General features: G+C 72.1%; 13 protein-coding genes. 3 read left to right on the plus strand and 10 right to left on the minus strand.

All coding sequences use genetic code 11. The annotated features are described in order from the left end of the window. Positions 1 to 50: 50 nt before the first annotated feature. The 6 genes from AFL01nite_RS07920 to moeZ all read right to left on the minus strand — a co-directional run bounded on the left by AFL01nite_RS07920 (position 51) and on the right by moeZ (position 12,802). Positions 51 to 3,956: a hypothetical protein gene (locus AFL01nite_RS07920; protein ID WP_146827134.1), complete on the minus strand. Its 3,906-nt coding sequence runs from the start codon at positions 3,954 to 3,956 to the stop codon at positions 51 to 53. Between the two features lie 78 nt (positions 3,957 to 4,034). Next, the gene (nudC, locus tag AFL01nite_RS07925; RefSeq protein WP_146827135.1) at positions 4,035 to 4,898 is read right to left on the minus strand and encodes an NAD(+) diphosphatase; all 864 of its coding nucleotides are present in this window, start codon (positions 4,896 to 4,898) and stop codon (positions 4,035 to 4,037) included. Positions 4,899 to 4,901: 3 nt separating this feature from the next. Continuing rightward, the gene (locus AFL01nite_RS07930; RefSeq protein WP_146827136.1) at positions 4,902 to 8,030 is read right to left on the minus strand and encodes an ATP-dependent helicase; all 3,129 of its coding nucleotides are present in this window, start codon (positions 8,028 to 8,030) and stop codon (positions 4,902 to 4,904) included. Then, on the minus strand, positions 8,027 to 11,224 hold the full coding sequence (locus tag AFL01nite_RS07935; RefSeq protein ID WP_146827137.1) for an ATP-dependent helicase: 3,198 nt from the start codon (positions 11,222 to 11,224) through the stop codon (positions 8,027 to 8,029). The genes AFL01nite_RS07930 and AFL01nite_RS07935 overlap by 4 nt, the downstream gene beginning before the upstream one ends. Before the next feature lie 23 nt (positions 11,225 to 11,247). Further along, positions 11,248 to 11,538: an MGMT family protein gene (locus AFL01nite_RS07940; protein ID WP_146827138.1), complete on the minus strand. Its 291-nt coding sequence runs from the start codon at positions 11,536 to 11,538 to the stop codon at positions 11,248 to 11,250. A 79-nt stretch (positions 11,539 to 11,617) separates the two neighbouring features. Then, positions 11,618 to 12,802, minus strand: coding sequence for an adenylyltransferase/sulfurtransferase MoeZ (gene moeZ / locus AFL01nite_RS07945; protein WP_146827139.1), 1,185 nt, complete (start codon positions 12,800 to 12,802; stop codon positions 11,618 to 11,620). A 175-nt stretch (positions 12,803 to 12,977) separates the two neighbouring features. Here moeZ and AFL01nite_RS07950 point away from each other — a divergent pair, with 175 nt between their 5' ends. Then, complete coding sequence (locus AFL01nite_RS07950) at positions 12,978 to 13,613, plus strand: TetR/AcrR family transcriptional regulator (RefSeq protein WP_146827140.1); 636 nt, start codon at positions 12,978 to 12,980, stop codon at positions 13,611 to 13,613. After that, the gene (locus AFL01nite_RS07955) at positions 13,610 to 13,846 is read left to right on the plus strand and encodes a DUF3107 domain-containing protein (protein ID WP_246119643.1); all 237 of its coding nucleotides are present in this window, start codon (positions 13,610 to 13,612) and stop codon (positions 13,844 to 13,846) included. The genes AFL01nite_RS07950 and AFL01nite_RS07955 overlap by 4 nt, the downstream gene beginning before the upstream one ends. A gap of 68 nt (positions 13,847 to 13,914) precedes the next feature. Here AFL01nite_RS07955 and AFL01nite_RS07960 read toward each other — a convergent pair whose 3' ends face one another. Together AFL01nite_RS07960 and AFL01nite_RS07965 are read right to left on the minus strand one after the other, a co-directional pair. Then, on the minus strand, positions 13,915 to 14,886 hold the full coding sequence (locus AFL01nite_RS07960) for a DUF559 domain-containing protein (RefSeq protein ID WP_146827141.1): 972 nt from the start codon (positions 14,884 to 14,886) through the stop codon (positions 13,915 to 13,917). 121 nt (positions 14,887 to 15,007) lie between these two features. Further along, on the minus strand, positions 15,008 to 15,706 hold the full coding sequence (locus tag AFL01nite_RS07965; RefSeq protein ID WP_146827142.1) for a ferritin-like fold-containing protein: 699 nt from the start codon (positions 15,704 to 15,706) through the stop codon (positions 15,008 to 15,010). 171 nt (positions 15,707 to 15,877) lie between these two features. Between AFL01nite_RS07965 and AFL01nite_RS07970 the strand changes: the two genes are divergently transcribed. Next, positions 15,878 to 17,332 (plus strand): DEAD/DEAH box helicase, encoded by a 1,455-nt coding sequence (locus AFL01nite_RS07970; protein ID WP_146827143.1) that lies wholly within the window; start codon positions 15,878 to 15,880, stop codon positions 17,330 to 17,332. A 64-nt stretch (positions 17,333 to 17,396) separates the two neighbouring features. On the opposite strand, the gene AFL01nite_RS07975 is transcribed toward AFL01nite_RS07970, so the two are convergent. Next, complete coding sequence (locus tag AFL01nite_RS07975) at positions 17,397 to 18,083, minus strand: L,D-transpeptidase (RefSeq protein ID WP_186813869.1); 687 nt, start codon at positions 18,081 to 18,083, stop codon at positions 17,397 to 17,399. An 89-nt stretch (positions 18,084 to 18,172) separates the two neighbouring features. Further along, on the minus strand, positions 18,173 to 18,931 hold the full coding sequence (locus AFL01nite_RS07980) for a ParA family protein (RefSeq protein WP_146827145.1): 759 nt from the start codon (positions 18,929 to 18,931) through the stop codon (positions 18,173 to 18,175). Positions 18,932 to 18,946: the final 15 nt, after the last annotated feature.

An 18,946-nucleotide genomic window follows, 5' to 3' on the forward strand; every position in this document is an offset into this window, starting at 1 on the left:
GCCACTCGTCGAGAGGCGGGCGTTCTTGCGCCACTCGAGGTGGCTCCGTCTCACTTCGTGACGACGATCGCTCCGAGGAAGTTGTTCTTCACGGTCGTCCAGGTCGTCGACAGCGTCTTCACCGGCTGGGCCCACGTCCAGTAGTCGAACGTCGCCGTGTCCGCGGCCTCGTCGATGACGATCGGCGACTCGATCGTGATCATGTGGGTGCTCGTCCGCGAGTCCCCGATCATCGGCATCCGGATCCAGAAGGCCACCTGGTTCGACGCGGTCTTCTTCACCGTCTTGATGGCGGCGGCGTCGGTGTCGGAGACGACCTTGACGTCGGACCACAGCTCGGTGTCCTCGTACCAGCCGGCCATCTCCTTCATTGAGGTCTCCATGTCCGCCTCGTCGTCGGGCGACCCGTCGAAGTCGAAGATCCAGTTCTCCGAGTCGCGCAGGGCGCACATCGCCATCCACTCGCCCTGCGGCGGGAATCCGGTGTGCTTCGCCGCCAGCGCGGTGTGGTCGGCGGCTCGCAGGTCGTCGCCCGGATGGACCTTCAGCTTCCCCAGGAAGCCCGTGCCGCTGCCGAACAGCGAGTTGATGTAGTTCTTCCACACCATCGGGTCGCGCTGGACGAGGTGGTGGAAGAACGCGGCGGCCGTGCACAGGCCGAGCGCGCCCTGCTGGAACGTGTTGGGGTCGGCCGCCACCCGATCCTTGTCGGACATGACCTTCGCCGCGGTCAGGTGCGGCCATGCCGACTTCGGCCCGACCGCGGGAGTTGACTGCGGCGACTCGCTGCTGCCGAGGCCGGCGTCCATCTTCTCCATCACCCTCCCGAGCAGGCCGCTGGCGGGCTCGGTGTCACCCCACGTGGCCGCGAGCGCGGCGGGGTTCTTCGAGTACGCCGCGGCATCGCCCGCCGGCGTTCCGCCGCCGCTCTGGCCGCCCGTCACGGGCGCCGGTCCCGTCCCGTCATCGGAGCCGGTCGTGCCCCCGCCACCCCCGCCGGGCGTGGCCGTCTTGTCGAAGTAGTTGATCTTGGCGCCGTCCTGCGACGGTGAGCCGCCCGCGGTCCCACCGCCGCCGCCGGCTCCGACCGCACCGCCGGTGTACATCGAGGCGGCCGTCTTGGCCAGGTCGGTGATCATCGAGGCCGCGATCCGCTGACGCTCGGTGTTGGCCGTCAGCAGCGAGTTCATGTTGGTTCCCGCCTGCTGGCCCGCCGTCGACGCGCCCGCGGCACTGGCCTGCAGGGCCGCCTGGGCCAGGCCGACCGTCGCCTGGAGTCCGCTCATGTCGCGGAACATCTGGCCGTTCTGCACCGCTCCGAGCACCGCGGCGGTGCCCGCCGGGTCGGGCAGCGACGTCGGTGTCTGCAGGTTGATGATCGGGGCGCTCAGCTGGCCGGGCGACGTGTCCTCCGCCGTCGCGCGACTGCCCATCTGGACCGCGGCGATGTCGGTCGGGGCGAGCGGGATCGGCGAGTCCTGCCAGTTCCAGAACCGCGTGATGTCGAGCTTCTCGGCACTGTTCGAGCGGCCCAGGACCGCCTCGGCGAACGTGCCGCCGGTGCCCAGCGGCACCAGGTCCTCGCGAGGACGCCCCAGCACGATGCCGTGGTCCTTGAGCCACGTGCCCCAGTCCTGGTCGGTCGGCTCGACGTTCATCGCGAACGCCAGGTAGTTGCCGATGTAGCGGATGGGCGTGGGATCGACGACCTGCACCAGGGGCACGTCCTGGTCGCCCATCGTGATCGTGTGCCCGGACAGCAGCATCGCCACCTGGGACGCGTCCAGGGAACGGTAGATCGACTGGGCGTAGTGCAGCTTGTTCTGGTTCAGGTGCTCGACGATGTTGGCACTGACCCCGCCCGGCGCCACCTCTACGATCGGCGCCGACCCCTGTGCCGTCACGCTCACGACCACGTCCGGCAGCCGCAGCGGGAACCGGACGCCGTTGCGGTTCAGGGTCAGGGTGACCGTCGCCTCGCCACTGGCCTCGGGAGCGCCGCCGACCGAGATCCGCCGCACCTCGCTCAGGCGCAGCGGGTTCTCCGGGCTCACGTCGCGCCGTGCCTGTCCGGATGCGAGGTCGAAGACCGCCGATGCGGCACCCGACGCCACGCTGACGGTCACGCCCTCCACCAGCACGTCGGTGGGGAGGTACATCGCCGCGCTCGCGGGGCGCAGCAGGGGCGTGCTCAGCAGGCCTGCGAGCCGACTCACCTGGTCGTCGAGCCAGAGCCGTGACGTGACCTGCTGCATCACCGGGACGGCCTCGGACAGCCGCACCCGCGTGACCGAGAGCGAGCCCTCGGCGAGCAGGGCCGACGAGCTCACGGAGGCGCGCACGACCGCCGCCGGCGTGTCGTCGTCCTCCGCGTCCGCCGACGCCGACCCCTGGAACAGCGAGCCCTCCTTCATCGCGACCACCTTCGTGGGCCCGGTGCGATGGATCAGCGCCTCGGCCACCACGGTCTTGAGCGGTCGGTCGAAGCCGCGGAACTGCGTGTCCTTGGCGGGCGTGAGCTCGATGACGTCGAGGTTGCGCAGCGCCTCGCGCATCTCCATCGTCAGCGCCGCACGGGACAGGACCGACTGGAAGCGGCGCACGACGGCCGGTGAGGAGAAGTCCGGCAGGGCCACGGGCACGAAGACGACCTTGTCGGCACGGGAGACGGCCGTCTCGATGCGGTAGACCTGCACGACCTCGTAGTACTGCACCGTCAGCGCGTGCATGTGGTTGTAATTCGCCACCACCCGCGTGCTGACGGACTCGTGCTCGGACTGTGCCACCTCCTTGACCACCGAGGCCCGCCGGTTCCGGCTGGAGTGGGCCTGCTGGTGCGTGCGGTCGTTGACGTTCTGCAGCATCGACGAGCCCACCTCGCGGCGACCGAAGCTGGACGAGTACGAGTCGGCGTGCGAGGAGGACGACGCGGTGCTCAGCGAGGTGCCCATCGACCCGCTCGGGCCCCCGAGCAGCCCGCCCAGCGGCGCGGACATCTCGGCTGCCATCGACATGCCGAACTGGGTGGAGCTCGAGCTCGCGTTGCTCTGCGAGAACCCCTGCTGCGCCTCGGTGGCGACGGCGTTCGTGACCTCGTTGATGGCGCGGTTGTGCTCGGCCGACTGCGAGAGGTCGTCGACCTCGCTGATCGTCTCGGTCTCCCCCGCGCGGCTGCGCCGGGTCCAGTCCACGACCGCGATCCGCGTGCTCTCCCCCGGGGCCAGTGCCGTGCTGTGCAGCAGCTGGCCGAGGGTCACGCCCTGGGCGAACCAGGACTGCGTGAACGTCAGCAGCGCCCCGAACGCCACACGGTTGAAGCCTCGGTCGGCCACGGCCAGCTCGGCGAGGTCGAGCGGCTTGAACTCGCGGTCGAGGATGTTGATCCGCTGCTCGTCGACGGTCGTGATCTCGTCCATCAGCAGCGACGTGTACTGCACCCGCTCGGTCGGGTACTCGCCGCTCACCGGGACGAGGTCGGCCGGGCGCTCGGGATCGGCCCCGGGCTCGTTCTCCGGGAAGAAGACGGCGTTGAGGAGGCGGATGGCCGCCAGGTACGGCGGGAAGTCGGCCATCTCCTGCACCGACGTCACGTCCAAGGCGGCGGCGATCTCGGCGGCCCGGTCGGGCGGGATCGCCTGCAGGATGGCGATGGACTCCCCGGCCATCTCGGCCACGGGGACGGCGGTCGCGCCCTCGTGGACGAGGTCGCTCGTCGCGGCACCCTGCTGGTACAGCGGACTGGTCGGGTTGCCGGACACCGTCGCCAGCTTCGCGGCGGCGGCGAAGGCACCCGAGGTCGCGAGGTCGAACACGGTCCGGACGTCGAGCAGCTCCAGGGCGGCCAGGGCGGCGGCGTCGACGCCCAGCAGGACCGAGGGATCGGCGTGCAGCAGCTCGCGTACCGGGGTCGTGCGGTGGGCACTGCGGACGCCGGTGAGGGCTTCGTGAGTGGACATGGTCACCTCCGGGTCGACGCCGGACGCCTCCGCCCGACAACCTCGGGGAGCGCCCTGACCGCGGGGGTGATACCCGGGCTACCAGCTGCCGGGCAGTTCTCCGCCGTACCACTGCTCGACGAGCCAGCTCGAGATGGAGACGCCGCGCGGCGGCAGGACGAGCTCCTCGCCCTTGATCGCCTCGAGCAGCTCCCCGCGCGTGAACCAGCGGGCCTCGGCGATCTCCTGCGGATCGAGCGTCAGCTCGGTGTCGGTGGCCTGCACGCGGAACCCGAGCATCAGGCTCTGCGGGAACGGCCAGGGCTGGCTGCCCAGGTAGGTGGCCTCGCCGACGGTGACGCCGACCTCCTCGGCCACCTCGCGTCGCACCGCGTCCTCGAGCGTCTCACCCGGCTCCACGAAGCCGGCCAGGGTCGAGAACCGGCCCGGGGGCCACTGCGGGTTGCGGGCCAGCAGCGCCCGGTCGTCGGTGTCGGTGACCAGCATGATCACGGCGGGGTCAGTGCGCGGATGGTGCTCTGCGCCGCAGGACGGGCAGACCCGCAGGTGGCCGGCCTGCTGGCTGTACAGGTACTCGCCGCAGCGCGAGCAGTAGGTGTGCGACTGCAACCAGCGGCCCAGGCCGACGGCGTGGATCGCGAGGGAGAGCTCGTCGGGGTGGAGCAGCGGCGCGAGCGTGCGGATGCTGACCGGGTTCAGCTCGGCAGGGACACGCTGCACCGCAACCGCGGCGTACCGCGTGCCGTCCTGGTCGCCCAGCAGGATCCACTCCCCGTCGGGAGCCTGGTCAGGGGTGACCCACCGCAGCGCCGGACCGTCGGTGGTGGCGACGTGCTCGCCGCCGAGGACCAGGACCCGCAGGTCGGGCGTCCGCCAGAGCTCCTCACTGCGCCGCAGGTTCCCCGCCCGGTCGTGCCGGGCCTGATCGAAGGCGAAATCCACGCCTCACCGTAACCCGAGCCGCTGCTCGAGCGCCGCTCGGTCGGGCAGGTCGTCGAACGTGTGCGACTCCCCCAGCCGCACGTAGTGGAAGGTGCCCACGACCCGCCGCGGATCCACGCCCTGCAGCTCGGCCCAGGCCAGGCGGTAGAGTGCCAGCTGCAGCTCGTCGGCGTCGGGCGCGCGGTTGGTCTTCCAGTCGACGACCTCGAATCCGTCGCTGGCGTCGGGCAGCGTGACGGGGAAGACGGCGTCGATCCGGCCGATGACCTGCTGCCCGCCCAGCCGCAGGGTGAACGGCGTCTCGATCGCGACCGGCTCGCGACCGGCGAACGGCCCGGACTCGAAGGCCTCCTTGAGCGCGTCGAGGTCGGACTCGTCGATGACCTCGGCGTCGCCGCGGCCCGGCAGCTCGTCGGGATCGAGCAGAGTCTGCTGGCCGTACCGAGCCTCGATCCACGCGTGGAACCGTGTGCCGAAGCGCGCCGCGGCGGACGGACGACGCGGCATCGGTCGCGCGAGCGAGGCGACGAACGACTCCTCGTCCTGCGCCAGCGCCAGCACGTCGGTGGCCGACAGCGAGGACGGCAGCTCGACGGCGATCTCGTGCTCGGCCCGGGCCCGCGCCTCCTCGAGCAGCAGGTCGAGGTCGGTGCGCAGGTCGGCGAGGCGGGCATCGACCTCGAGCGGCGGGGCCTCCTCGGTGGCGAGGTGCGCGCGCACCGCCTCGGCCAGCGCCCGGCGCCGGTCGAACGAGGTGAGGGTGACCGGCCACGGGACCGTCTGGTCGACCAGGTGCGGGTTCTGGTCGTCGTCCAGGGGCGCCTCGGCCCAGACGACGGGCGCGGTGCCGCGCTCAGCGAGCCAGTCGCGCACGTCGACCAGGAACGCCGACTCCGGACGCGGCTTCAGCTGGGTGCGACCCCAACGGTGGCCGCTGATGTGCAGGCGGCGCTTGGCCCGGGTGAACGCCACGTACGCCAGCCGGATCTCCTCCATGAGGGAGTCGCGCTTCGTGTCCTCCTCGAAGGCCTTCCTGGCGGCGCTGGTGAACTCGGCCAGCTGGGGCACGAAGTCGACGTCGCCGCGCAACGGCGCCGGGATCGCCTTGGCCACCGTGGGCCAGCGCGAGCGCCCCCGCGCGGACGGGAAGACCGTGCCGGCGACGAACGGGACGAAGACCTCCTCGAACTCCAGCCCCTTGGCGCGGTGGATGGTCAGCAGCTTGATCGAGTCGGCGTCGGACGGAGCGCTGAGCTCCATCCCCTCGTTGTACTCGCGCTCGGCGTCGAGGTGGGCGAGCAGGCCCGCCAGCGACGCGTAACGGTCGTGCTGGGCGTAGTCGCCGATCGCGTCCATCAGCAGCGACAGGTTGTCGGTGGGCACTCCCGCGACCGGGAGCTCGACGTCGAGGTCGAGCTCGGTGACCACCCGGCGCGCGAGGTCGAGCAGCGGCTCGTGGGCGTGCCGGCGCAGCCGCCGCAGCATCGACGCGAGGTCGGCGAACCGGGCCTTCGCCTCGCGGGAGTACGCCAGGTCGCCCGGGTCCTCGACGGCCTCGGCGAGGGAGACGATCTCGGTGGGATCGACACCCGTCGTCGCGTCGTCGAGCGCCGCCTGCAGGACGGCGTCGGGGTCGCTGCGGTCGATCTCGTCGCCCTCGCGCCAGAGCCGGCCCAGCGCGACGGCGCGCTGGCCGAGCAGCGCCAGGTCGCGCTCGCCGATGCGCCAGCGCACCCCCGTCAGGAGCCGCAGCATCGCGGGATTGGCGGTGACGTCGTCGAGGACCGCCAGGACCGACAGCACGTCGACGACCTCGGGCTGCTGCAGGAGGCCCGTGAGGCCGACGATCTCGACGGGCAGTCCGCGCGAGCGCAGCGCCCGGACGATCTCGGGGTTCTCGTTGGTGGTGCGCACCAGGACGGCGATCTCGCGCCGGGCGACACCGCGCTCGACCGAGGCGACGACGAGGTCGACGAGCGCCTCGATCTCCTCGGCGACGCCGGTGTGCAGCGCGACGGACACCTCCCCCGGCGGGTTCTCGGGGGCTGCCCGCAGCGGCGTGACGATGGCGGAGACGCCGGGCGACCCGTAGTACTCACGGGCGACGTACCCGGCGAGGTCGATGATCTCGGGCGCGCAGCGACGCGTGACGTCGAGGCTGAACAGCCGGCCCTTGCCGCCGTCGGCCGCGGGGAAGTCGTCGAGGAAGGCCGTCAGGTTGCCCGAGGCCGCACCGCGCCAGCCGTAGATGCCCTGGGCCGGGTCGCCCACGGCACTGATCGGCCGGCCGGCGAACAACGACTGCAGCAGGTCGCGCTGGGCGACCGAGGTGTCCTGGTACTCGTCGAGCAGGACGACGTCGTACCGCTCGCGCAGCACCTGCTGGACCTCGGGCAGGGTGGCCAGCTGGGCGCCCCACGCCATCTGGTCGGAGAAGTCCATCACGCCGGCGTCGGTCTTGGCGGCGCGGTACTCGTCGACCAGGTCGGCCAACTCGTCGCGCTTGAGGCAGGCCGCGACGACGTCGCCGTGCCACTTGAGCGGCTTCTCGACCGACTGCGCGGCCTCGACCGTGCGGCGGTCGAACTCGCGCAGCTCCTCGGTGGTGACGAGGTGCTCCGAGAGCTGGCCGTCGAGGTCGAGCAGGTCGCTGATGACGGTGGGCAGCCAGGCCGAGACGTGCCGCAGGGGTCCGTCGTGACCACGCGCGACGCGGGCGGCGATCTGGAACCGCGTGGCGTCGGCCAGCACCCGCAGGTCGGGCTCGATGCCCATCCGCAGCCCGTGCTCGGCGATGAGCGTGCCCGCGAACGCGTGGTAGGTGGACACGGTGGGCTCACCGAACTCGGAGAAGTCGCCGATCCGCTCGAGCGACTCGCGCACGCGCCCGGCGAGCTCGGCGGCCGCCTTGGACGTGAAGGTCAGGCCCAGCAGCCGGTCGGGGGCGTAACCGAGGTGTCCGACGAGCCACACCACGCGCGCGGCCATGACGGCCGTCTTGCCCGCGCCGGCGCCGGCGATGATCGCCTGCGGCAGTGCGGGATCGGCGGTGATGGCGCCCAGCTGCTCGTCGCTGAACGGGATGCCCAGCACCTGCTTGAGGTGGTCGGTGTCGCGCACGAGCGGGGTCACTCGGGGCCTCCGATCGTGGGTCCGGTGATGACCGGGCACAGCGGGCGGAAGTCGCAGAACGTGCAGTGGTCGTCCGGACGGGCCACCAGCCGTTCGCCGCGCACGGTGCGTGCGGAGTCGGCCAGCAGCTCGAGGGCGAAGAACGCCGGCTCCCCCTCGCCCACCGGCGCGGCCTGGGGCTGCACCTTGGGCGAGTCGGGGTCCTTCGCGCCGGCGGGGTTGCGCAGCTGGACCAGCTCGGCGCCGCCGGAGCGGGCGTCGGGGATGCCGAGCGCCTCGACGGCACCGTGCTCGACGGCGACCTGGTAGACGCCCAGCTGCGCGTGCTCGGCGATCTTGGCCTGGCTGGGCGCGGAACGGCTGGTCTTGAAGTCGACCACGTGGACCCGGCCCTGCGCGTCGACCTCGACCCGGTCCATGGAGCCGCGGATCAGGACCTCCACGCCCCCGACGATGACCGTGGTGCGGAACTCGTGCTCGGCCGCCAGCACGGTGCGCGGGTTGGCCCGGTGCCAGCGGGCGAACCGCACCAGCGACTCGTGCGCGGACTCGCGCTCGCGTTCGCCGAGCCAGGCCGCCTGGTGGTCGAGCCGGTGCCAGACCTCGTCCAGCCGGGCGGCCATCGCGACCTCGTCGGGCTCGACCCCGCGCTGGACGACGTCGGCGGCCAGGGCGTGCACGATCGAGCCGAAGCCCTGCGCGGAGGTGGACGCCGACTCGCCGTGCGCCTCGCGACCGAGGAACCACCGCAGCGAGCAGGCAGTGATCCCGTCGACCGCGGAGCCCGACAGCGCGAGCGCCTGGTCCTCGGGACGCCACGGCGTCTCGGAACGCGTGGGCTCGGCCAGGCCCCACCAGCGGTCGGGGTGGGCGGGGCGGGTGAGCGCGAGGTCGGCCCGGACGATCTCGGCCAGCATCGACGCGACCTGGTCGCGCACGACCGGGTCGTCGTCCTGCTCGCCGAGACGCCGGAGCTCGGCCACGACGCCCCGCAGGGAGACCGGGCGCGCCGGGCGGCCCAGGGGCAGCGCCTCGGCGTCGCCGAACCCACCCGCCAGCAGCTCCGCGACGAACCGCGACGGCTGGTCGCCGTCGTCGGTGGGCGTCTGGACGGCCGTCACGACCAGCCGGCTGGTGGCGCGCGTGCACGCGACGTAGAACAGGCGGCGCTCCTCGCGCAGCTGCTCGCCGCGCGCCCCCGGGCCGACGGGCCCGTCGAGGTGCTCGGCGCGCAGCAGGCTGCCGCGCGAGCGCAGGTCGGGCCAGCGCTGCGCCTGGACGCCCGCCACCACGACGAGCGGCCACTCGAGCCCCTTCGACCGGTGCGCCGTCATGAGCCGGACCGCGTCGGGGCGGGCGGCGCTGGACTCGAGCTGGTCGGCGGGGATCTGCTGGGCGCGCAGCTCGGCGACGAAGTTGACGGTGTCCCGCCGACGACCACCCTCCTCGGCGCGCGCGGCGTGCCGGAACAGGGCACAGATCGCGTCGAGGTCGCGGTCGGCGTGGGCCCGCCCCTCGACCGACCCCCACTGCTCGCGCAGCCGGGCGGGCCAGGCGGTGCCGTCCCACAGCAGCCACAGCGCCTCCTCGGGCGGCTCGCCCCGGCGCAGCACCGCGGCCGCCCGGCCGAGCAGGGCGGCCAGCGTGCGCGCCGCCTCGACCGCATCGGCCGTGGAGCGATCGGTGGTGTCGAGCCCGAGACCGGCGGGGTCGTGCAGCGAGGCCGCGACGAGGGCACTGGACGGCGTCTCGGGATCGCGCCGCCGCAAAGCGCGGCCGAGCCGGCGCATCGCGGGTCCGTCGAGGCCCGCCAGCGGGCCCGTGAGCAGGGCCTCGGCCATCTCGGCATCGAGCTCCTCGTCGCGAGCGATCCGGTCGGCGGCCTCGAGCGCCAGCAGCAACGTGCGCACGGCAGGCTCGGCGACCAGCGGCACCTCGTCGCCCGCCACCTCGACGGGCACACCCGCGGGGCCGAGCACGCGCTGGAGCCGGGTGAGGTCGGCGCCGGTGCGCACGAGGACCGCCATCTGCGACCAGGCGAGGCCGTCGTCGAGGTGGGCGCGCCGCAGGATTCCCGCGATGTGCTCGGCCTCGGCGGTGGCCGAGGCGTAGGTGGCGACCTCGACCCGGCCGGCGTCCCGCGCGGCCGAGCGCAGGTTGCGGTGCCGGTCGGCCGCCTGGACGTCGAGCCCCGGCGGCAGCGGCGGGTGGCCCAGCGCGATGCGGGCCGCCTCGAGGATGCGCGGCCCGAAGCGCCGGGTCGTGGTGAGTGCGACGGTCGGCGCCGGTCGGCCGGCGGTGGCGAACTGCTGCGGGAACCGGGTGATGGCGCCGGGGTCGGCCCCGCGGAAGCCGTAGATCGCCTGGTCGTGGTCGCCCACCACCACGAGGTCGCGGCCGTCGCCGGCGAGATCGTGCAGCAGTCGGACCTGCAGCGGATCGGTGTCCTGGTACTCGTCGACCACGACGAGCCGGAACCGGTCGCGCAGCACCCGCTGGTGGTCGCGGTCGCCCGCGATCGCCGCGGCCCGCGTGACGAGGTCGGTGTAGTCGGTGCGGTTCTGCAGGTCGATGACCTGGTGGTACTCCTCGATCGCGTCGGCCACGCGGACCCACTCGGGCCGCTCCCGCGTGAGCGCGAGCGCCCGCAGGTCGTCGGGGCCGAGGCCCTGGGTGACGGCCGCCGACATGAAGGACTGCAGCTCGGCCGCCAGGCCCCGCGTGCCCAGCGCCTCGCGCAGGGACGGCGGCCAGCTGGACGCGTCGTGCCCGCCGAGCAGGTCGGCGACGACGGCGTCGCGCGCGGGGGCGGTCATCAGCTCGGGCGGAGCGGCGAACGCCTCGGGGTCGCTGAACTCGCGGACGAGGGCGTAGCAGAACGCGTGGAAGGTCATCGCCGGAACGGTGGCGGACGTGCCGGGGAGGCGGCGGCCGATCCGGTCGCGCAGCTCGCCGGCGGCCTTGCGGCTGAAGGTGAGGACGAGGATCTGGTCGGTGGTCAGCTCGCCGGACTCGATCCGTTCGACGACGACCTCGACCAGGGTCGTGGTCTTGCCGGTGCCGGGCCCCGCGAGCACCAGCAGCGGACCGCCGCGGTGTTCGACCACCGAGCGCTGGGCGTCGTCGAGCGCCGGCGCCGCGGCACGCGCGGCGTCGGGGCGCTGCAGGACGAACTGGGGAGGCACGACGCCCATGGAACCAGACCCCTCCGACAGTCTCAGAAGTCCGGCGCCAGCGCGTCCTTCACGATGACGCGACCGTTGCGGACGGGGGTGCCTTCGTCGCGCCAGTGCTGCTGCGCGTCGACGACGAGGTGGGGCGGGAGCGACCCGTCGGCACGCACCACGCGCCACCACGGCACGCTGTGTCCCTCGAGGGACATGACACGGCCGACCTGACGGGCGCCGCCGCGGCCCAGCCGCTCGGCGATCAGCCCGTAAGTGGCCACGCACCCGGGCGGCAGCTGCTCGACGACCTCGAGCACCGCCTCGGTGAAGTCGTCGTCCATACCCCGACCTTCACCGCTGAGTTGCACGTTCGGCCCACGACACGCCGTCTCAGTTGGGCGGAACGTGCAACTCAGGGCGTCAGTAGTTCGGCTGGCTCGGGTCGATCTGGTTGACCCACGCCACGACGCCGCCACCGACGTGCACGGCGTCGGAGTAGCCCGCACCCTTCAGCACGGCGAGCGCCTCGGCCGAGCGGACGCCCGACTTGCAGTGCAGGACGACCTGCGTGTCCTGCGGGAGCCGGTCGAACGCCTTGCCCGCGAGGATCTCGCCCTTGGGGATCAGGACCGAGCCGGGGATCTGGTTGATCTCGTACTCGTTCGGCTCGCGCACGTCGACGAGCACGAAGTCGCGCCCGCCGTCGTGACGCTCCTTGAGCCATCCGTCGAGCGTGGCGACCGAGATCGTCGAGTCGGCGGCGGCATCCGCGGCCTCGTCGCTGATCGCACCGCAGAACGCCTCGTAGTCGCCCATGAGCTCGGTCGGCAGCACGCCGTTGGGGTCGCGACGGACCTTGAGCGTCGTGTACCGCATCTCGAGCGCGTCGTAGACCATGAGGCGGCCGATGAGCGGATCGCCGATGCCGGTGATCAGCTTGATCGCCTCGGTGACCATGATCGAGCCGATCGAGGCGCACAGGACGCCCAGCACGCCGCCCTCGGCGCACGACGGCACCATGCCAGGCGGCGGCGGCTCGGGGTAGAGGTCGCGGTACTGCGGACCCTCCTGCGCCCAGAAGACCGACACCTGGCCCTCGAAGCGGTAGATCGAGCCCCAGACGTACGGCTTGTTCAGGATGACGGCCGCGTCGTTGACGAGGTAGCGCGTCGCAAAGTTGTCGGTGCCGTCGAGGATCAGGTCGTACTGGCTGAAGATGTCCAGCACGTTGTCGTTGTCCAGGCGCACGTTGTGCGTGATGACGTTGACGTACGGGTTGGCCTCGGCGACCGACTCGGCGGCGCTGATGACCTTCGGCTTGTCGATGTCGGACTGGCCGTGGATGATCTGGCGCTGCAGGTTGGACTCGTCGACGACGTCATCGTCGATGATGCCCAGCGTGCCCACACCGGCCGCGGCCAGGTAGAGCAGGGCGGGGCTGCCGAGGCCGCCGGCGCCGATCACCAGCACCTTGGCGTTCTTGAGCCGCTTCTGACCCGTCATCCCGACGTCGGGGATGATCAGGTGGCGGCTGTACCGACGAACCTCGTCGATGGTCAGTTCGTCTGCGGGCTCGACCAGGGGCGCGACCACGGGCTTCTCCATTCGGTTGCTTGGCTCACCGGTGCTCAACCCGGGACCGTCGTCCATTGTTCCCCGCGCGTCCCAGCATGCGGCGCGCCGTCCGACTCGTGGACACCCCGCGAGACCGCCCCGGAACGACGTCCTGAGGGGCGGCTCTGGAAGCGACCCGTGAGTAACCGACCGCTAGGGTGGCCCTGTGACCCAGACCCCAGAGGCTCGTCCCCGCGCGGGACGGCTCCCCCGTACCGCTCGGAGGGCCCAGCTGCTGGACGTCGCGCTCGACGTCTTCGTCGAGCAGGGGTACCACGCCGCCTCGATGGACGAGATCGCCGAGCGCGCCGGGGTCTCCAAGCCCGTGCTCTACCAGCACTTCCCGGGCAAGCTCGACCTCTACACCGCGCTGGTCTCGACCGCCGTCGACACCGTCATCGAGGGCGTCCGCGACGCGCTGGCGTCCACGCAGGACAACTCCGAGCGCGTCCAGGCCACGATGCGCCTCTGGTACGACTGCGTCGCCGACCAGGAGAAGGCATTCCGCCTCGTGTTCGAGTCGGACCTCACCAGCGATCCCGAGGTCAGCGAGCTGGTCGACCGGGTCACCGCCGAGTCCGCCGCCGCGATCGCCGAGGTCATCGTCGGCGACACCGGCCTCTCGCGCGGGGCCGCCGAGCTGCTGGCCGCCGGCCTCGTCGGCATGGGCCACGTCGGCGCCCGCGCCTGGCTCTCCGGCGCCTCCGGCCTCACGCGCGACGACGCCGTCACCCTCGCCTCGACGCTCGCGTGGCGCGGCATCGGCGGCTTCCCCAAGCCCACCAACGAAGGAGATGAGTGACCGTGGAGGTCAAGATCGGCGTGCAGAACGCCGCCCGTGAACTGTCCGTCGACACCGACGCGGAGCCCGACACCGTGCTCGCGACGCTGAACCAGGCGCTCAAGGACGACTCGCTGTTCACGGTCACCGACAGCAAGGGCCACACCGTGGCCGTCCCCGCCGACAAGGTGGCCTACCTGTACTTCAACGCCGACAGCGGCCGCAAGGTCGGCTTCGGGCTCACCAGCGCCTGACCCGCCCGCCCCGCTGAGTTGCACGTTCCGCCCGCGACACGCCGCCACGAAGTGGCCGAACGTGCAACTCAGCGGTACCGGCGGCCGGGTTCCCAGGTGGACCACCACGCCGGCGCCTCCAAGGTCCACCGACGAGGAGCCACGGACCTCGCGGCTCGCTGACGGGCCCGCTCGATGCGCCCCACCAGGCCCCACCGATCCACATGATCCGCGGCGGTGAAGCGTGCCACGGTGAGGCCGGCGTGCTCGAACTCCTCCTCGCGCTCGTTGTCCTCGCGGTGCTGCCCGATCAGTCGGTGCTGGGCGCCGTCCGACTCCAGGACCAGGCCGGTCGAGGGGTCCAGCAGGTCGGCGATGCCGAGCAGATGATCGAACCGATCGAAGACCGGAACGTTCACCAGCAGCTCGCGCAGGCCCACGTCACGCACCGCGCGAAGCCGTAGCCTCGTCTCCCACGGACTCGCCGATCGCTCGTGCGCCAGCACCAGCGCCTCGGTCGCTCGGACGATTCCCCGGACCTTGTGATGGGACCTGACGACCCGCTCGATCGCCGCGAGGCTCGTCCTGCCTCCCGGGGTGAGCTTGCTGGAGGTCATGTCGGCGACGACGACGGCGTCCTCCAGCCCTCGTGCCATCCTCATCTCGTCGAATCCGGCTCGGGCAATCGTCGCGAACCTCACTCCACCGACCTCGACGAGCTCGTCGTCGTGCACCAATCCCTGGAACGGCTTGATCGTCGGCCGGGGGCGCAGCCGCGATCCCGGCAGGCAGTGGACGAGCGCCCGCGGTCCGTACGTCTTCCCGTCGAAGAACGGGACACCGTGACAGAGCAGGGCCGCCCAACCGCCGAGAGCGCCCTGGTCGCCCATCGCGGCGATGGCGGTGGCCACGGTCGGGAGGTCGGGCTCGTCCAGGAGGTACGCCGGGACGTGGATCCCGCGTGCGGTCGTCACCCAGTCAGCACGGTTCAGCTGACGCTTGCGGTCGAGTCCGATCTCCCGGAGGTGACGGGTGCGCAGGCCGGCGCGGGTGGGATCCATCCCCGCAGTCTCGGCGCGGAAGCGGTGACGAGGCCCGCTCGTCCACAGCCACCCCGCTGAGTTGCACGTTCGGCCACTCCAACACGGCGTGTCGCTGGCCGAACGTGCAACTCAGCGGGTCCTAGGCGTCGAGGCCGAGGCGGGCCATTCGCTGGGCGTGCGCCTCGGTGATCCGGGCGAACATCCGCCCGATCGACGCGAGGTCGAAGCCGCCCGGCCGGTCGGCGGCCCCGACGACCACGGCCGTCAGCACGTCGCGCTCGGCGACGACCATCTGCGCCTGGCTGAGCGCCTCGCCCATCAGCCGCCGGCCCCACAGGGCGAGGCGGCCGCCCACGCGCGGGTCGGCGGCGATCGCCTCGCGGACCTGGTCGACCACGAACTCGCTGTTGCCGGTCTGGCTCATCGTCTCGAGCACCAGCTGGCGGGTGTCGGCGTCGAGGAACGCCGCGATCTCGCGGTAGAAGTCGGCCGCCAGGCCGTCGCCCACGTAGGCCTTCAGCAGCCCCTCGAGCCAGTTCGACGGCTCGGTCTTGCCGTGGAACCGCGCGAACGTCGACCGGAACGACTCCATGACGACGTAGGGGTCCTCCCCCAGCTCGACCAGGCGGTCGCGCAGCTGCACGAAGTGGCTCCACTCGGCCGCCGCCATCGTCAGCAGCGACACCTTCGTGGAGAGGTCGGGAGCGTCCTGCGAATCCTGGTTGAGCTGCTCGACGGCGCTCAGCTCGCCGTAGCTCAGCAGCCCCAGCAACTCGACCACGCCCGCCCGGTAGTCGGGATCGTCCAGGGGTCCGCCGGTGGTCGAGTCGGTGGTCATGGACGGGACTGTAGCGCGGCGATCCCCCGGGGCGAGGCCCGGAGCGATAGACTGAGGGGGTATTCGCCGATCCTGTCCCACAGGATCCCAGCCATTTCCGAGATCCGCTGACAGTAGATCGCACACAGAAACCAGAGCAGACCCCTGACTACCTTCACCGAACTGGGCGTCATGCCCGAGATCGCCGACGCCCTCGCCGACAAGGGCATCCTCGAGGCCTTCCCCATCCAGGAGATGACCCTCTCGGTCGCCCTGATGGGCACCGACCTCATCGGCCAGGCGCGCACCGGCACCGGCAAGACGCTGGCGTTCTCCATCCCGGTCATCCAGCGCACGGTCGCCCCGCACGACCCCGACTACGACCAGCTGGCCGCGCCCGGCAAGCCGCAGGCGCTCATCGTGGCCCCCACGCGTGAGCTGGCGATCCAGGTCGCCGGCGACGTCGCCACCGCCTCCAAGAACCGCGGCACGCGCAACCTGACGATCTACGGCGGCGTGCCCTACGAGCCGCAGCTCGAGGCGCTGGAGTCGGGTGTCGACATCGTCGTCGGCACGCCCGGCCGCATCCTCGACCTCGTCAACCGCGGCGCCCTCGACATCAGCCACGTCAAGTCGCTCGTCCTGGACGAGGCCGACGAGATGCTCGACCTGGGCTTCCTGCCCGACGTCGAGTCGATCCTCGCCCGCACGCCTGAGACGCGCCAGACGATGCTGTTCAGCGCCACCATGCCGTCGTCGATCGTGACGCTGGCGCGCAAGCACATGCACCACCCGATGAACATCCGGGCGGAGTCGGCCGAGTCCGGCCAGATGGTGCCGGCCACGAGCCAGTTCGTCTGGCAGGCGCACGACATGGACAAGCCCGAGGTCGTCGCCCGCATCCTGCAGGCCGACGACGTCGAGCGCGTCGTCATCTTCACCCGCACCAAGCGCCAGGCGCAGCGGGTGGCCGACGACCTGGCCGACCGTGGCTTCCCGGCCTCGCCGCTGCACGGCGACATGGCCCAGAAGGCCCGTGAGAAGGCGCTCGACGGCTTCCGCGAGGGCAAGGTCAGCATCCTGGTCGCCACCGACGTGGCCGCCCGCGGCATCGACGTGGCCAACATCAGCCACGTCATCAACTACACGTGCCCCGAGGACGACAAGACCTACGTGCACCGCATCGGCCGCACGGGCCGCGCCGGCGCGTCGGGCATCGCCGTCACGTTCGTCGACTGGGCCGACCTGCAGCGCTGGAAGCTGATCAACAAGGCGCTCGACCTGCCCTACGACGAGCCGCGCGAGACGTACTCGACGTCCGACCACCTGTTCCAGGACATGGGCATCGACCGCAACGTCAAGGGTCGCCTCAAGCCGCCCGCCCCGAAGGAGCCGCGCTCCGAGGGTGGTCGCGACGGGGGCCGCCGCGACGGCCAGCGTCGTGACGGCCAGGGCGGCGGACGCAACCGCACCCGCTCCGGCGGCTCGACGGGGTCCTCGGCCCCGAGCGAGAAGCAGACCGAGCGCCGCTCGGAGTCCGCGTCGGCCGACCAGCCGCAGGGTGAGGGCCAGGCCCGTCGCCGGCGTCGCCGCCGCACCCGTGGCGGCCAGCCCGCCGAGGGCGCTTCGCAGCCCGCCGCCGACTGAGTCGGCTCACCGATCGAAGGATCCCCGGCGTCGTACCCAGGTACGTCGCCGGGGATCTTTCGTCTCAGGCCGTGACGACCACGGTCGTGCCGTCGGGCGCCCAGTCCCACAGGTACTTCGCGTCCGACTTCTTCTGCCGGACGCACCCCGCTGACAGCGCCGTGCCGAGCTGATCGACCGTCTGCTCGGGCTTGCCGTTGGTGTAGACCGGGATCGAGTGGAACCCGATCGGCGCGCTGAAGCCGGTCGCGAAGCGCACGAAGTACTCCATCGAGCCGGTGTAGTCGAAGCTCGTGGCGTGCCGCTGGCGCGACTGCACGGCGTACGTGCCCGGCTGGAGGTTGTCGAAGCGGCTGCCCGACACGAGGTAGGTGCGATCGACGGTGCCGTCGGCCTCGATGAGCCACACCCGCTGGTCGGACTGGTCGAACACGATCCGCCGGCCCGTTCCGGAGCTCTTCGGCGGTGCGGGTGCGGCGGCCTTCGCCGTGGCAGCCGCCTTCCGCTTCGGCGCGGTCTCGACCGGTGGCGCCGGGGTGGGTGCCGTGGCCGCGGCGGTCACCGTGGGCAGCACGGCCGCGGCGACGGCCGCACCGGTACCGGCCTGCGCGGCCGAGGCGTCGCGCTCGGGCCACACGAACGAGGCCACGGCCACCGAGGCGGTCAGCACGACGGCACCGACCAGGGCGACGACCCGGGCCGGGCGCAGCCGGGGCGCGCTCGCAGGAGGGTTCGGGGGCGGGGAAGCCATGTCCTCCACGGTAGGCGCCGTCCGGCGGCGATGGCCGACTCCTCGGCCCGTGCGCGCGGCGGATCCGGTCTCGCGCGGGTCGTCCGGGCTCATCGGCCTTCGGCCAGCACCCGGGCCACCGCGCGGTACGCCTCGGCGCCCTTGTGCGAGCCGGCCGTGCTGAGGATCGAGCGCCCGATCGCCGGCGCCTCGGCGAAGCGGATCGTCTTGGGGATGGGCGGGTCGACGACCTGGAGGTCGTAGGTCTCGCTGATCGCGGCGAGCACGTTGCGCGCATGGGCCGTGCGGCCGTCGTACATCGTGGCCAGGACGCCGCGGATGACGAGATCGGGGTTGATGAACTGCCGCACGTCATGGATCGTGTCGAGCAGCTGGCCGACCCCGCGGTGCGACAGTGTCTCGGCCTGCAGCGGGATGAGCACCTCGTCGGCGGCCGACAGCGCGCCGATCGTCAGCACCCCCAGCGCGGGCGGGCAGTCGAGCACGATCCAGTCGTAGTCGTCGGCGACCTTGGCCAGGGCGACCCGCAGGCGCTGCTCGCGCCCCGTGCGCGAGACGAGGTTCTCCTCCGCCTCGGCCAGCGCCACGTTGGCGGGCAGCAGGTCGAGTCCCTCGTCGGTGGTGACGATGGCGTCCTGCGCGGCCGCCTTGCCCAACAGCACCTCGGCCACGGTGACGTCGAGCTCCTCGGGATCGATCCCGAGCGAGAACGTCAGGCTGCCCTGCGGGTCGAGGTCGACCAGCAGCACCCGCTGCCCCGCCTCGGCCAGCGCGGCCCCGATCGACGCGACGCTGGTGGTCTTGGCGACGCCACCCTTCTGGTTGGCCAGGGCGAGGGTGGTGGTCACGCCGACATCATGCCA

Source organism: Aeromicrobium flavum (assembly GCF_007992115.1).
GTDB lineage: Bacteria > Actinomycetota > Actinomycetes > Propionibacteriales > Nocardioidaceae > Aeromicrobium > Aeromicrobium flavum.